This is a genomic window from Robertkochia flava (genome assembly GCF_020166515.1).
GTDB lineage: Bacteria > Bacteroidota > Bacteroidia > Flavobacteriales > Flavobacteriaceae > Robertkochia > Robertkochia flava.
Genome location: NZ_JAINZT010000006.1, coordinates 363852 through 379244, shown reverse-complemented (window position 1 = coordinate 379244; position 15393 = coordinate 363852). Strand labels below are relative to the sequence as shown.

At 45.5% G+C, this 15393-nt stretch carries 11 protein-coding genes; 8 read left to right on the top strand and 3 right to left on the bottom strand.

The window, feature by feature from the left end; genetic code table 11:
• Positions 1–11: 11 nt before the first annotated feature.
• Positions 12–953: a tyrosine recombinase gene (locus K7R11_RS10795; protein WP_224490670.1), complete on the bottom strand. Its 942-nt coding sequence runs from the start codon at positions 951–953 to the stop codon at positions 12–14.
• A gap of 272 nt (positions 954–1225) precedes the next feature.
• Between K7R11_RS10795 and K7R11_RS10790 the strand changes: the two genes are divergently transcribed.
• From K7R11_RS10790 to K7R11_RS10765, 6 genes are all read left to right on the top strand, one after another.
• On the top strand, positions 1226–5635 hold the full coding sequence (locus K7R11_RS10790; protein ID WP_224490667.1) for a S8 family serine peptidase: 4410 nt from the start codon (positions 1226–1228) through the stop codon (positions 5633–5635).
• A gap of 8 nt (positions 5636–5643) precedes the next feature.
• Positions 5644–7650: an adenylate/guanylate cyclase domain-containing protein gene (locus K7R11_RS10785; protein WP_224490666.1), complete on the top strand. Its 2007-nt coding sequence runs from the start codon at positions 5644–5646 to the stop codon at positions 7648–7650.
• 41 nt (positions 7651–7691) lie between these two features.
• Positions 7692–8276, top strand: coding sequence for a Pycsar system effector family protein (locus K7R11_RS10780; protein ID WP_224490663.1), 585 nt, complete (start codon positions 7692–7694; stop codon positions 8274–8276).
• Positions 8277–8281: 5 nt separating this feature from the next.
• Positions 8282–8878, top strand: coding sequence for an HD domain-containing protein (locus K7R11_RS10775; protein WP_224490661.1), 597 nt, complete (start codon positions 8282–8284; stop codon positions 8876–8878).
• 72 nt (positions 8879–8950) lie between these two features.
• Positions 8951–9367: a type II 3-dehydroquinate dehydratase gene (locus K7R11_RS10770; RefSeq protein ID WP_224490659.1), complete on the top strand. Its 417-nt coding sequence runs from the start codon at positions 8951–8953 to the stop codon at positions 9365–9367.
• Between the two features lie 2 nt (positions 9368–9369).
• The gene (locus K7R11_RS10765) at positions 9370–10101 is read left to right on the top strand and encodes a Dph6-related ATP pyrophosphatase (protein WP_317196476.1); all 732 of its coding nucleotides are present in this window, start codon (positions 9370–9372) and stop codon (positions 10099–10101) included.
• Positions 10102–10251: 150 nt separating this feature from the next.
• Here K7R11_RS10765 and K7R11_RS10760 read toward each other — a convergent pair whose 3' ends face one another.
• Positions 10252–11010 (bottom strand): DUF6090 family protein, encoded by a 759-nt coding sequence (locus K7R11_RS10760; RefSeq protein ID WP_224490655.1) that lies wholly within the window; start codon positions 11008–11010, stop codon positions 10252–10254.
• Between the two features lie 249 nt (positions 11011–11259).
• A complete protein-coding gene (locus K7R11_RS10755) occupies positions 11260–12477 on the bottom strand; it encodes an aminotransferase class I/II-fold pyridoxal phosphate-dependent enzyme (RefSeq protein ID WP_224490653.1) in 1218 nt (405 codons plus the stop codon).
• Between the two features lie 164 nt (positions 12478–12641).
• Between K7R11_RS10755 and K7R11_RS10750 the strand changes: the two genes are divergently transcribed.
• Both K7R11_RS10750 and dnaK read left to right on the top strand, forming a co-directional pair.
• Entirely contained in the window at positions 12642–13118 is a 477-nt protein-coding gene (locus K7R11_RS10750; protein WP_224490651.1) for an Lrp/AsnC family transcriptional regulator, read from the top strand.
• Positions 13119–13349: 231 nt separating this feature from the next.
• Positions 13350–15272 carry a molecular chaperone DnaK gene (gene dnaK, locus K7R11_RS10745; protein WP_224490648.1) on the top strand — a complete coding sequence of 641 codons (1923 nt, stop codon included), beginning with the start codon at positions 13350–13352 and terminating at the stop codon, positions 15270–15272.
• Positions 15273–15393: the final 121 nt, after the last annotated feature.

Sequence of the window (15393 nt, the reverse complement as noted above, 5' to 3'; positions counted from 1 at the left end):
GCAAAAAGCGATCAGTCTTTTCTTGGATGGTAATTCAGGATGCTACGCTTAAGATCACTTCGATCCAGGTGCATATAAATTTCTGTGGTGGTAATGCTTTCATGGCCCAGCATTTGTTGTATGGCCCTGAGATCGGCTCCTCCCTTGAGAAGGTGGGTGGCAAAGGAATGCCGGAAAGTATGCGGACTGATCTTTTTTTTAATGTTGGCCTGATCTGCAGTTTGGCGGATCACGGTAAAGATCATAGCGCGAGTAAGCTGCTTGCCCCTCCGGTTAAGAAAAACAATGTCTTCATGGCCGTCTGCAATCGTTAGCTGAGACCTCCCGGACTCCAGGTATTTTCTAATGCATTGTTCGGCGACCCCGGTCACGGGCACATAGCGTTGTTTGTTTCCCTTTCCGTTTACGCGTACAAATCCTTCCTCAAAGAAAAGATCAGAGAGGCGCAGGTGGGTGAGTTCACTCACCCTGAGGCCGCAACTGTACAAGGTTTCCAGTATGGCCTCATTGCGCAGCAGAATATGGTAATCAGGGTGTTGCAAATTTCCGCTAAGGTCCAGCCGCTCCCGCTTACCTTTAAGGAGATCAATCATCATCACGATCTCTTCGAAGCTGAGGGTTTCGGGTAGCTTGCGCCCCAGGCGTGGGCTTTCCAACAGGGATGTGGGGTTGTCTTCCCGGTATTTTTCAAATTGGAGGTAGCCAAAAAATCCTTTCAAGGAAGAGACCAGTCTGGCCTGGGATCGGGGCTTTAAGGTTCTCGCCTTCTCATAAACATACTGTTGCAGGGGTTCTGCTCCGATCTCCGCTGGTCCGTCTGTAATGGAGAAAGTTTCCAGATACGCTGATAATTTGGTAAGATCAGATAAATAACTGTTGATGGAATTATCAGACAAACCGCGTTCCAGGCGCAGGTAATTCTGATAGTCGGTCAAGGCGGTTTCCCAGGTCATGATTTAAAAATAAGAAATAGGTTTTACACCGCAATACCCCGCCCCGTACCTGTGCAAGAGGTTGTTAAGGGTGTATAACTTGTTGTTGCTCTTATTTTTTAACCTTAATCGAGTCAAATCACTATCTTTAACAGTCTCCATGTCAGTACTTTGAGTAACGTTATTTGTGTTGGTTTTTAGTCCTGAATCTGCTGATGTTTCCCTCTGGGAATACGCCAAATTGAGCGGGAAATTTTCAGAATTTAAGCTGCTTTTCTAAAAAACCGACCAAAATGAAGAATAACTACCACAGTACCTTTTCAGGTGCTTTTCTCAAAACATCTTTCCTCCATACCTCTGTTTATTCTTTAATTCTTCTCTTTGTACTCATCCTTTCGGGACCTTCTCTGTTTGCCCAGGGTAAAAATGATATCGGTGCGCGCGCATGTGTTCAGGATATTGGAAATGGATTATACCAGGCCAATTTCACCTATGAGAATCCGCAGCGGCGCGAAGTGAGCCTAAGGCCTGAACAGAGCCTGGTGAAGTTTGAGAAGGGGAAACGGAATATGCAGGGGATTACCAATTTTAAACCTGGAATTCATAAAAAAGCATTCAGTTTGGTCTTTTCTGAAGGCGAAACCGTTACCTGGATAATCACCTATCCGAGTGGTAATGAGATTGTTGTAGAGGCAAATTCCAGTGCTTCGTTTTGTCAGGATGTTGAGGAGACCAATTTTATCTTCCCGGTCTATGCCGAAAACGGAAAAACCAGTGGTCTGCTGGATCCTTCTTCCTATGCTCTTGCCACCGGGAATGAGGGGGAACAGCCTTCGGATATTATCTACCAGTTAAAGGAAAATGATCTGCTGGTAGAGGTGATTCCGAACCCCGGCCAATTGGTTGCATTGATCAACCTGCTTCAAAATACCTTCGGATTAAATAATGCATCGGGAGATTTTCTGATAGACCCCCAGGTGTTGATAGACGAAGCCTTTTCTTCTGTCGATTGTTTTGTCCCGGTAGGGCGATTGCTGGAATTGAACAACTATCCCGATATTATCAATTTTGTCAGGACCAATTATGTGCCCCTTTTTGAACAGAACGGGTTACAGGGGGTGGCTTTTTCTGAAGGAGATTCGCTCCAGGGGTCCCTTGCCGTTCGGAAATCCTTTGGTACGGTTGTAGATGGAGAGGCCAGGTTTCTCGATGGTTTTGGTTTTTCGGTTGGAGTAATATCCGATAGTTTCGATAAACTTCCTTCCCCAACCGGTTCTAATGCCCTTTTTGATGAGGCCAGCGGAGACCTTCCCGGGCCGGATAATCCCAACGGGTATTCAGAGCGGGTCACGCTTTTGGAAGATTACCCCGGATTGGGAGGTACGGACGAAGGGCGGGCCATGCTTCAGATCATTCACGATGTGGCCCCTGCCAGTAAACTGGCTTTCCACTATGCCATTACCGACCAGGTATTCGGTTATGCGGTAGATCGGTTAAGTGCTCAGGGAGTTGATCTTATTGGCGATGACATCACCTTTGTAGATGAAGAATTTGACGGCGATGGCCCTGCAGGTCAGGCCATACGTGATTTTCTGGATAAGGGAGACAGGTATTTTGTATCGGCCGCAGGGAATTTTATCGATAAATCCTTTACCGGGGCCTTTACACCGAGTTCCCAGGTTCCTGTGAATAATTTCCAGTTGGATCCACAGGAACGGGCCCATGTTTTTGGAACCAATCCCGACGGGAGTGAAGATTACCTGTTGCGATTCCGGGTGCAGCCCGGGGTATACCTGCTGGCCTTTCAATGGGACCAGGAATTTGCATCGACCAACAATCAGACCGGGGCCGAGAGCGATCTGGACATGTATGTGGTAGACGACCTGGGCAGGCTTCTGGTAGGAAACAACAGCTTTAGCCTGGGCAGGGATGCCCTGGAGATCATGACCTTTTCTGTGACTGAAGAAGGGGAGGCGAATCTTATGATCGTAAGTGAACAAGGAGCCCTGACCCCTCAGGTGCCTTTCCGGGTAATCGCATTCCGGTACCAGGGCCTCGAATTTCTCGAGTATGGAGGGGCGCCCACCATTAGCGGGCATGCATCCATTAATGAGGTGATCACCGTCGGGGCGGTTAATGCCTTTGAATCCGGAAGCGCCTTACCCCGGTCGTATTCCAGTTATGGAGGGGTCATAAGCAATTCATCTGCGGTATATCCGGATATTGCTGCCCCGGATGGCGTGAGCACGGCTGTGGAAGGGTTCGAACGCTTTTTCGGAACCTCCGCGGCTGCCCCGCATGTTATGGGGGCCATCGCTTTACTTAAACCGGCATATGACATCTGGACCGGGAACAGCACAAGTGCTTCAGCCCAGGCCATGGCCTCCGGTACGGTATCCTCCGTTTTTGAACTCTACCGTCAATTTGCGCTTCCTGCAGGAAATCCGGATCAAACCGGTGCGGGATTCATCGATGTTGAAAGTACGGTAGCCAGCCTGGCAGCCAGGGCGCCTGTGATCGAATCGCTGGACCCTCCGGTAGATGTTATTCCAAGTTCGGAGGCCTTTCAACTATCCATAAAGGGACAAAACTTCAATTCCTCTTCCCAGGTTTTCCTGAATGGAACTTTGCTTGAGGTAGTTAGTATTAGCGATACGGAGATCGTGGTGAATGTGCCTGAATTCGAAGGTGCCGGAATTATATATGTTACCGTAGAACCTGTTTCCCAGGCCGGAACAGAGATCGTGACCTCTAATGAGGAAGACCTGCTGGAAGATCGCAGAGCGATCACCATAGAGGCTCAACCCCTTGAAATAGTATACGGGCAACCCTACGAGTTTGAATATACCGTAAAGGGATTGCCTGAAGGTACGACTTATGCCGATACAGGCCTGCCCGAAATAACATTCAGCACCCCCGCAGTGGCCCCCTATCCCGATGTGCGCTCGTATACCGTTATTCCTGAGTTTACGGAAGATCCTGAACCGGCCGTTCTGGAAGAATACATTGTTAATTTTAAATCCTCCGTATTTACGGTAACCAAGAGAGGACTGACCATTAAGCCCCTGCCTGCCACCTATACCTATGGGGACCTTATCGACCTGGAAATGGAGTATATCTTTGACGACACGGAGAATACGCCCATTTTAAACGAACCAGTCCTTCGGGAATTAGTAGCCTCGGCTCATGCTTCCGGTTATTTTGAGGAGAATACCTTCGCCTTGTTGAACAGGTTTCGCACGGTACTTAACGGGGAGGATATCCTGAGCTTATTAAATAACAATGCATGGATGGTATCCGAGAATACCATACAGAACCGGTTCCGTACCGTTCTGAATGGAATGGATGTGATCGATCTGGAAATGGACCATTTCGAAGATTATATCAATGCCACCGACCCGGTTACCAACCGTTTCCGAACTGTTTTAAACCGTTTCCGAACCGTGTTAAACGGACAGGATTTCTTTGATGGCCTCGCCGATGTGGAAGACCCTTCCATAACCAACCGTTTCCGTACGGTACTTAATGAGACCAGTTTTGGCGACGAAGATGATGATGGGATTTACGCAAAGACATTCACCATTATCGACGAGACCGATCTTTCCACAGATTCCGAAGACCGTGCGGTTCAGAAATTATATGCCCTGAACCTCATTACAGGCCTCGGGGTTACCACTACTGAAGAGGGAAGACATTATACCTACCCCGGGGTGTTATTGCACCCTATTGCAACCAATTTTAACGTCATTTACGATCTGAGTCGTCTTGTTATGAACCCGGCGACCCTTTCAGTAACCACAGGCGACCTGATTGTAGAACAGGGATCGCAAATTGACCCTGCACAGATCGAATATAGCATTGCAGGTTATGAATATGGAGAAGCGGAGGCCGATGTGTTCCCCAACGGGGTTGAGTTTACCTTTGCTGATGCTTCGGGAATGACTTATGAGCAGGGTGATTTCGGGGTGTTTTATATTAGTATAGAGGCTCCGCAGAATTATCTTATTGAAAACACTTCTCCCGGGGTATTGTATGTAAATCCGACAGATGGGAGTAAGATCAGAACCTACCTGGATTGCGTGCAATTGAATCCGAATGCCGCTGCGGATGGGTATACCTATATCGCCAATTTTCGCTACGTAAACCCAAATGAATTCCCGCTTTATTTGTTTGAAAATGATAATTACATCGAGGCAGAAGGCATGTATGTCAACAATTTACCGACCGAATTTTTACCCGGGGAGCACTATGTGCAAATCCCCTTTGATGGCAAGCCCATGACCTGGAATGTGTGCACCTTTGGCAGTTGTAATCCTTCTTCAACAGGATCGGAGTCTACCCTGGACAGTAAAAAATGCTCAGCAAAAGATATCGAAACCATTACTACATCCCTTAGCCTAAAGGACGCGACCATAACTGCCGGTACCCAGGGGGTGTCGGAGTTCTCCCTTTCTCCGGTAACCGCGATCACGGCCTATCCCAATCCCGTAGCTGAAGCGCTGATCATCCATCCCGGCCAGGGCGCTGTTCGTACCCTTCAGCTGTATGATATTATGGGAAGGGTCATCTATGAACGTATCACCGGAGAGAGTGGTACAGGGGTGCAGCAACGTATCGTTACCGATGACCTTTCTGCGGGGATCTATATGCTTAAGGTGGTAACTACCCTGGAGGAGAAGGTAATTAAGGTTGTCAAACAATAAATAATCTTATGAAGAAAGCCCTTTATTATGTACTATTCGTGATTCTCCTTGGCCTGACCGGGCTACACCTTCCCATAAACTCTTACGGTCAGGAATCTGATGAAAAGGATCTTGCGGAAGCGGTGGCATCTGCTAAAAACGATAGTTTAAAGGTGGATGCTTTAAACGCCCTGGGGTCTTTTTATACGAATTCCGGGGAATTTGATAAAGCACACAATACCCTTCAGGAAGCGATTGACCTGGCCAGGAATGCCGGATACCTCAGTGGGGAGGCCGAGGCCCTGAAATTCCAGGGGATAAGTTATGGTAATCAATCCAACATGTACGATGCCATCCGCTATACCCTGGAATCCCTGGAGATTTACAAACGCCTGGGTAACACGCTGGGGATTGCCAACCTGGAATCCAATCTGGGAGTGTTGTTTCTGAATGAAGGAGATCCCGTTGCGATCGATTATTTAATACCTGCACTGCGCAAAGCCGAAGCGCGAAAGGATACCACTCGTATCGTGAGTGTACTGCTTAACCTGGGAGCTGTATATGGAAACTTTATGGGGGAGCCCGAGAGGGCTATGGAGTATTATAAAAGGAGCAGGGAATATCTGGATGCCGGATTTAAGGGTATGGAGGAATTACAAATCGTCTATGATGCCGGGATGGCAGAATATAATCTGATCAATGAAAATTACGAGGCAGCCCTGGAGCAGTATGAGAAGTTGTTGCCGCTTGATGAAGGAACAAACTTTTATGCAGAAACGCTCCTTAGTGTGGGGGAGGCCTATGAAGGTCTTGGTAATATGGATAAGGCCAGGGAATTTTATTTAAAGTCTATAGAGTCAGCAAAGCAATGGAGGTCAGACAGGGAATTGGTGGAGGGACTCAGTAAATTAGGCAGTACCTACATTAAAACGGCCAACTCGAACAGGGGCCTGGATTACCTTCAGGAGGCATTGATGATCAGCGATGCCGCTGATCTGGTTCAATCGGAAAGGGATGTATACTTCGAGCTCTTTAAGGCTTATGAATACCTCGGGCAATACGATAAGGCCCTGGAAAGCCATAAAAACTACCTCCGGTTCAAGGATTCTATTTTTAACATCAAAGCGAATGATAAGATCCGGTATGCCCAGTTAAATTTTGACCTCGAAAAGAAGGAAAGCAAAATAGAGCTGCTGGAACGGGAGACGGAGATTACCGAACTACAGCAAAAACGTCAGAAAAGTGTGACCCTGGCCACGGTGGCAGTAGCGGTCTTGCTGCTAATGCTTGCACTTGGTATGTTCAATCGGTATAAGTTCATTAAACGCGCCAATAACCTGATTAACGAAGAGAAGGAACGCTCAGACAACCTGTTGCTCAATATCCTTCCGGAGGAAACTGCCCAGGAGCTCAAGCAAAAGGGAAGAGTAGAGGCAAAACGGTTTGAATCGGTCACCGTGATGTTTACAGACTTTGTGGGATTTACCAAAACCTCGGAAACTATGAGCCCGGAAGAATTGGTTAAAAATGTAGATCACTTTTTCTCCAAATTTGACGCCATCATAGAAAAGTACGGTCTGGAAAAGATAAAAACCATTGGTGATGCCTATATGTGTGCAGGGGGCTTACCCTTTCCAACCGAAGAGCATCCCCGGAAAATGATCATGGCAGCACTGGAAATTTTGGAATTTGTTGAAAAAGTGCGAAAGGATCCTGAAGATGGATTTCCCGGGTTTGATATTCGGATCGGTATTCATACCGGTCCGGTGATAGCGGGAGTGGTTGGTACCAAGAAATTTGCCTACGACATTTGGGGCGATACCGTTAATGTAGCCAGCAGGATGGAGTCAAGTTCGGCTCCCGGCCGGATCAATATTTCTGAAACCACTTATGCGCTGGTACGGGATCAGTTTAAATGTACGTACAGAGGAGAGGTGGAAGTTAAAAACAAGGGGATGCTTAAGATGTATTATGTTAAAGAGGTTAAAGTTAATGCCCCGGAACGGGATCAGGAGGAAAAGGTTAGTACGGGATAATTTCGTTAGAAGCCCGGATAATTTACTATATTGTTGATGTATTGGAAGATAAAGCTTTACATAAGGATAAAAAAGGTAAAAAGGAGAAAAGACATCTTAAAGCCCTTTTGGATGTCGAACCGGAGAATTACTGGGAACAAATGGAGCGACTTGAACGTCTTATCCGTGCCTCAGAATTAAAGGCGGGTATTATTTTTTCCTTCCATTCCCTGGTCATTGGGGTTTTCTTTGACCGGATGGAAGTTTTGTCAGAAACTTTTCACAATAGTTCAATCTTTACTATCTTAGTGGTACTGTGGCTTTTTATCGTGTTTGTATCCATATTTTTTGCGCTGCAGTGTTTTATCCCAAAAATGGAGTTGAAGTTTGATAAGAATGTGTTCTTCTTTAAAGATGCGGTGAATAATTTTGGGGATGTACACCAATACAGCAAAAAGCTAATGAACACTGTCGCCGACAGGGAGGAATTATTTGATCAGCTCGGGCAGCAGATATACATTGAAAGTAAGATCGTTGACACGAAATTCAAGAGCGTAAAAAAGGCCATGAAGTTTATGGCATACAGTTTCATCTTTGTGATATTGATCATGGTGTTGTGGCTCTTGCAGTTAAAAGATATTTTATAGATCCTATGAAGGGATATTTCACATTAAGAAAAAAGGCAATAGAAATACTTGACTCCCAGCTCTCGGATAAGTTGTATTATCATGGTATAGATCATACGCTGGACGTGCTGAAGGTGGTTAATAAGTACATCGAGCGCAGCGGAATTCCGGAACGGGAAGCCAAACTATTGCGTTTGGGTACCTTATATCACGATATAGGATTTACGGTTTCGAACGAAGAACACGAAAAACACAGTGCAGAAATTGCCCGGAAACATATGGAGGCCCTGCATTTCGATGAGGCCGATATTGAGGTTGTCGAAGGATTGATCGCTGCAACCCGAATCCCTCAATATCCTAAAAATGAGCTGGAAATGATCATTTGTGATGCCGACCTGGATTACCTGGGCAGGAAAGATTTCTGGCCCATCAGTGATAGTCTCTTTAAAGAATTGAAAGCTTTTGGCAAGGTGGATACCAAACACCAATGGAATAAAATTCAAATATCCTTTCTTGAAAAGCACTCTTATCATACCCAGTATGCCAGGGAGAAGCGGCAACCGGCTAAAGAAAAACGTATCAAGGAACTCAAAGCCATGATCAACCAAAGCATAGAGGATTAATACTGTTTCCCTTACTGTACCTTTTTTACTACTTTTACCGATCTTAATTCTTATTAAGATAATTTAATGTCTATGAAAATTGCTATTATCAATGGCCCTAACCTGAATTTATTGGGAAAGCGGGAGCCTGAAATTTACGGAGACACCTCTTTTGAGGGATACCTGGAGGGATTGAAAAAGAAATTTAAAGGTTGCGAACTGCTATATTATCAAAGTAATATAGAGGGTGAAATAATTGATAAATTACACGAGACAGGGTTTGATTGCGACGGCATTGTGTTAAATGCAGGAGCCTATACCCATACCTCAGTAGGCATAGGAGATGCGGTAAAATCTATTGCCACGCCCGTAGTGGAGGTGCATATTTCAAATACCTTCTCCCGGGAAGCCTTCAGGCACCAATCCTATATTTCACCCAATGCCAGGGGAGTGATCCTGGGGTTCGGACTCCTGTCTTATGACCTGGCCATACAAAGCTTTTTAGAATGAAAATGCCTTATAAAACATATATGAACTGGAGCAGTGGTAAAGACAGCTGTCTTGCACTGTACCGAATACTTCAGGAAGATACATACGATGTGGGTACCCTGGTAACCACAATGAATGATGAAGTGGGTCGGGTTAGCATGCACGGTTTGCCTAAACAACTGCTATTTGAGCAGGTAAAGCAGATTGGCTTGCCATTACATACGATTAACCTGCCCGGGGTGGTGTCTATGGAGCAGTACGGGATGATCATGAATCAGCATGTACAACAACTCAAAAATGATGGTTATACCCATGCCGTGTTTGGTGATATTTTCCTGGAAGACCTGAAAGCTTACCGGGAAGAACAATTAAATACCTTAGGGGTTAAAGCGGTTTTTCCCCTGTGGAAGAATGACACCAAATCCCTGATGCGCGAATTTATCGATGCCGGTTTTAAGGCAATCACGGTGAGTGTAAGCGATAAAAAACTGGGGAAGGATTTTATCGGAAGACTTGTGGATGATCAATTCCTGAAAGATCTGCCCGAAGGAGTAGATCCATGTGGAGAAAACGGGGAGTTTCACACCTTTGTTTTTGACGGCCCTGTTTTTAAAGACCCGGTATCGTTTTCTATAGGGGAGAAGATTTTAAGATCCTATAAACCTTCAGAAAAAGAAGAAGACAATTGTTTCCGTGATGAGGATGAGGTTACCTGGGATTCCTCTTTCTGGTTTTGTGAACTGATACCGGATTAGTAAGCGGTATTTGTTATGGAAGCATAAGGAAGTTATTTTAAGGTTAAAACGTCTTTGGTTCAATACCTTAAACTTTTTACCCTGCTCCCGTATTATATTTTCCCGTTCCTGACCCGCCGTGCTTTAACCTGGTATCTATTCCCCTTAATATTACTCATTGCCTTGTGTAATTTGGAGATAGCTATCGATAAGCCCGATCAGTTTTTCAGTTTCCGTTCGTGTATCAATAAGGTAAGAGTCCTGGGCTATTGTGCTCATATAAAGCTGGAAGAGATTACCAATGGTGCGTGGATCATTCTGTATGCTTACAGAGGCGTTATCCGGAATATCCAGGCTTGCACTCATAACCTGGTTAATAAACTCCCTGGTGGTGATCATGGGGGAAATGTCGTCAACAAACTTTCGGTTAGAAAGTACGACCCGTCCCTGGGTACTGTATTCCAGATCTAACTCAGAATAATAGATAGAAAGGGCTTGTCGGAGTCCCGTATCGCGAATAAGATCGATACTATTGGAGTTAAGCATATTATCAAAAGCAGTTCTGGTGCTGATAAAAATTTCGAAATTAGGTAAGATGGACATCTTACTGCTGAATGCCCTGACCAAACTGTCAGGATCTTTATAAGCAAGTATCCTGTAAGCATCCTCTATAGCAGCTTCCTTCCGGACGTTAAATTCAAGGGTTTTTTCCAGGTTCCGAAGGTCTTCTTCCAAATCATTACGGATCTGCCGGAGGTATTGCTTTTCTTTGATGAGTAAAAGGCGTTCATTGTTCCAGGTATTGATCTGCAGGGCTATCAGAATTCCTATCACAACCAGAATGATCTCTCCAAGAGCGTAGAGCAGGTATTTTCGAATCCGGCTCCCCGGAATGAGATCCCATCTGAATTTACGTAAAAAATTGACCATTTGTAATGGTTTAACTCTATGAATATAAGTATTTTAACCCAAATCCTGTCGGGGTGCTTTCGATATTATCCTGAGTTGCCCACTTACTGATTTCCCTGATCCAAACACTTGATAGAAGTCTGGTGGTTTCTTCTGCAATTTAAATGTCTCTCCCTCCTGAAATAAAAATCCCTTCGGCCTTGCCAGGGTGTATGGCGGTCGAAGGGATACTGGTTAATGGTCGGTTTGCAAAAAGGGTGGTATGGTCAATTATGCATTTACAGCAGCTGGGAGGATGTTTAGTACCTCCATACACCTGCGCATAGCTTTATAGGTGCGTTCTATATCCTGATCAAGGCCTATAGAAAATCGTATCAATCCGTCTGAAAGACCCATTTCTTTTTGTTCCTCCTCCGGAATTTCGGAAGAGGTTGAGGTGCCCGGAGCTGAGAACAGGGTTTTGTAAAATCCGAGACTAACGGCGAGGTACCCAAGGTTATTTTCCTGAAGCATTTCCATGAGCGCATTGGCATTATCGAGATTTCCGGCATCCAGGGTTAACATCCCTCCATAACCGTATTCCGGGTTAATCATTCGCTTCATGGTCTCATGGCCCGGATGGGAAGGGAGCCCGGGGTATACGACCTTTAATCCGTCCATTTCAAAGCGCTCTGCCAGGTACATAGCATTTTCGCTGTGTTTCTTCATCCGGATATGCAGGGTTCTCAGATTTTTTAATACCGAAGCTGCTCGTAAACTGTCCATAGTACTGCCTAAGAGCATAGCGGCACCGCTATTGACATCTTTCAGGCTCAGACAAAATTCTTTAGTGCCACAAACCACACCCCCGACCGTATCACTGCTGCCATTGATAAATTTGGTAAGGCTGTGCACCACGATATCGGCCCCGTGTTTTAGAGGAGAGATGTTCATAGGGGTAAAGGTGTTGTCTACCACCAGCGGGACCCCGTGTTTTTTAGCGATGGAAGAAAGCGCTTCCAGGTCGGCTACTTCCAGCAGCGGATTACTTACCGCCTCGCAGTAGATCATTTTCGTTTCAGGGGTAATGAATGCTTCCACGGCTTCAGGTTTTGTGATATCCGTAAAACTAGTATTGATCTGTAGCCTGGGAAGGAAGTTCTTCATAAATGCATACGTACCTCCGTATACCGTCCTTCCCGATACAATATGGTCTCCTGCTTCACAGAGCTGCAGGATCACTGCGGTGATAGCCCCCATACCACTGGCGGTCACATTAGCTGTTTCACTCCCTTCCATGGCTGCCAGAGCTTCTCCAAGGTAAAGGTTGGAAGGAGAAGAGTGGCGCGAATAGAGGTAACATCCTTCCGTATTCCCCTCAAAGGTGTCGAACATCGTCTTTGCAGACAGGAAAGTATATGTGGACGAGTCGGAGATCGAAGGATTCACCCCGCCGTATTCTCCAAAGTATTGTAGGTCCTGGATCTTGTTTGCTGGTTCAAATTTCATAGTCTAGGGTTTTTAGAAAGTTAGATAGCTAAATAAGTGTAATGCGGATAAAATATCAATGATGGAACTCAATTTTAGAGAATAAAACTATCATTCATGTAATTTATAGTCCAATCGCTTGTTGAGTCTCCTTAATTTTGTCAACTTGCTGAAAAATATTCACCATGAACCTGGATCAAACCGACAGAAAACTGCTCAGCCTTCTACAGGAGGATGCCAAGAGAACCACCAAAGAACTCTCCATGCAACTGGGGTTAAGTAAAACAGCCGTATATGAGCGTATTCGTAAAATGGAAAGGGAAGGGGTGATCAGGCAGTACACCGCCTTACTTGACCGTGAAAAGATCAATCGTGCCTTTGTAGTGTTCTGTCATATCCGGCTTACCCAGCACACCAAGGAAAATGTCGCTGAGTTTGAAAAACAGGTGGTTTCCCTTCATGAGGTGCAGGAGTGTTATCATGTGAGCGGAGATTACGACTACATCTTAAAAATACATGTAGCGAACATGGAAGATTACAGGAATTTCATGGTGACCAAGCTAACCGATCTGAAGCATATCGGTAATACCCATAGTATATTCATGATCGGAGAAGTAAAAAATTCTTCTGTCATTGAGGTGGGCGCGAGAAACAAAACCTGAACTTTCAGGTACACCGTTCCTTATAGGTGAAATGTACATGTCATGCCGCCTGTCGCCGTGTTATTCCCCGTTGTGATGTTTGTAAACGAAGCGTAAATACCCCTGAAGGGGGTTATCTCGTCATGAAAAAAGCCTGTTTTATGACAGCTTGTCATATTTTTTTCCATGGCATAATGATTGACTTAAAGAGAATGCAAGAATTAAAATTTAGAACATCATAAACATAGTAACATGAGCAAGATTATTGGAATAGATTTAGGTACTACCAACTCCTGCGTTTCTGTAATGGAAGGTAACGAACCGGTGGTAATCCCAAATGCTGAAGGTAAGCGTACCACGCCTTCTGTGATTGCTTTCGTTGAGGGAGGAGAGATCAAGGTGGGTGATCCTGCAAAACGTCAGGCGGTTACCAATCCGCATAAAACCATTTACTCGATCAAAAGATTCATGGGGAACAAATATTCGGAATGTCAGCGTGAGGCCGAGCGTGTTCCTTATAAAGTGGTCAAAGGAGACAACGATACTCCGCGTGTGGATATCGATGGCAGAAAATATACCCCTCAGGAACTTTCAGCAATGATCCTTCAGAAGATGAAAAAAACAGCTGAAGAATATCTGGGACAGGATGTTTCTGAAGCCGTGATTACGGTTCCTGCTTATTTTAACGATGCGCAGCGTCAGGCTACCAAAGAAGCAGGGGAGATCGCCGGACTTAAGGTACAGCGTATCATCAATGAGCCAACGGCTGCGGCCCTGGCTTATGGTTTAGATAAGAAGCATACCGATCAGAAGATCGTAGTCTTTGACTTTGGCGGGGGTACACATGACGTATCTATCCTGGAACTGGGTGACGGTGTATTTGAAGTACTTTCAACAGACGGAGATACGCACCTTGGAGGAGATGATGTGGATGAAAAGATCATCAACTGGTTGGCAGACGAATTCAACGCCGAAGAAAATATGGATCTGAGAAAAGACCCTATGGCACTTCAGCGATTGAAGGAGGCTGCAGAAAAGGCCAAGATAGAGTTGTCTTCTTCTTCTCAGACGGAGATCAACCTGCCTTATATTACTGCTACATCCAGCGGACCTAAGCACCTTGTAAGAACCCTTACAAGATCGAAATTCGAACAGCTGATCGCCGACCTGGTGGCTCGCACCATCAAGCCTTGTGAGTCGGCTCTTAAAAATGCCGGTCTGAGCAAGAGTGATATCGATGAGATCATTCTGGTAGGTGGTTCCACCCGTATTCCTGCAGTTCAGAATGCTGTAGAACAATTCTTCGGGAAGAAGCCGTCAAAAGGCGTTAACCCGGATGAGGTAGTAGCCATTGGAGCTGCTATCCAGGGAGGAGTACTTACAGGAGATGTAAAGGATGTATTGCTTCTGGATGTTACCCCGCTTTCATTAGGTATTGAAACGATGGGTGGAGTAATGACCAAGCTTATTGAAGCTAATACGACCATTCCTACCAAAAAATCGCAGGTATTTTCAACAGCAGCAGATAATCAGCCTTCCGTGGAGATCCACGTGTTGCAAGGCGAGCGTCCGATGGCTGCAGACAATAAGACCATCGGTAGATTCCACCTTGACGGAATACCGCCGGCACCAAGAGGAGTGCCTCAGATCGAGGTAACCTTCGATATCGATGCCAATGGTATTATTAATGTAAGTGCGAAGGATAAAGGTACCAACAAAGAGCAGAACATTCGAATCGAGGCTTCCTCAGGACTAACAGAAGAAGAGATCCAGAAAATGAAGCAGGAAGCTGAAGCCAATGCCGAGGCCGATAAAAAAGCGAAGGAGAAAGTAGATAAGCTTAACGAGGCAGACTCTATGATCTTCCAGACTGAAAAGCAACTCGGAGAATTTGGAGATAAGCTGAGTGATGATAAGAAAAAGCCAATCCAGGATGCCCTGGAAGAGCTTAAAAAGGCATATGAGGCCAAGGATGTGGATACGATCCAGCCCGCCCTTGACAAGATCAATGAGGCGTGGAAGCACGCATCAGAAGAAATGTACAAGGCTCAGGCAGAATCCCAGCAACAAGGTGGGGCTGCAGGAGCAGGTGCTGATGCCCAGGATGGAGCTTCAGGATCTTCGGGTCAGGAAGGTGAAGACGTTCAGGACGTAGATTTTGAAGAAGTGAAGTAACCCACTCTGTATAAATAAATCTAAAAAACCGCTTCATATGAAGCGGTTTTTTTTGCTTTAAATTATAGTGCTGTCACAACACTGCGTATTCTGTGTTTATTTCAGGATGCAGCAGTCAATG

Bases quoted from the DNA above. Each gene is read 5' to 3' on its own strand.
- K7R11_RS10775 (WP_224490661.1), top strand. From the start codon at position 8,282: ATGAAGGGATATTTCACATTAAGAAAAAAGGCAATAGAAATACTTGAC.
- K7R11_RS10755 (WP_224490653.1), bottom strand. From the start codon at position 12,477: ATGAAATTTGAACCAGCAAACAAGATCCAGGACCTACAATACTTTGGA.
- K7R11_RS10785 (WP_224490666.1), top strand. From the start codon at position 5,644: ATGAAGAAAGCCCTTTATTATGTACTATTCGTGATTCTCCTTGGCCTG.
- K7R11_RS10765 (WP_317196476.1), top strand. From the start codon at position 9,370: ATGCCTTATAAAACATATATGAACTGGAGCAGTGGTAAAGACAGCTGT.
- K7R11_RS10790 (WP_224490667.1), top strand. From the start codon at position 1,226: ATGAAGAATAACTACCACAGTACCTTTTCAGGTGCTTTTCTCAAAACA.
- K7R11_RS10750 (WP_224490651.1), top strand. From the start codon at position 12,642: ATGAACCTGGATCAAACCGACAGAAAACTGCTCAGCCTTCTACAGGAG.
- K7R11_RS10770 (WP_224490659.1), top strand. From the start codon at position 8,951: ATGAAAATTGCTATTATCAATGGCCCTAACCTGAATTTATTGGGAAAG.
- K7R11_RS10760 (WP_224490655.1), bottom strand. From the start codon at position 11,010: ATGGTCAATTTTTTACGTAAATTCAGATGGGATCTCATTCCGGGGAGC.
- dnaK (WP_224490648.1), top strand. From the start codon at position 13,350: ATGAGCAAGATTATTGGAATAGATTTAGGTACTACCAACTCCTGCGTT.
- K7R11_RS10795 (WP_224490670.1), bottom strand. From the start codon at position 953: ATGACCTGGGAAACCGCCTTGACCGACTATCAGAATTACCTGCGCCTG.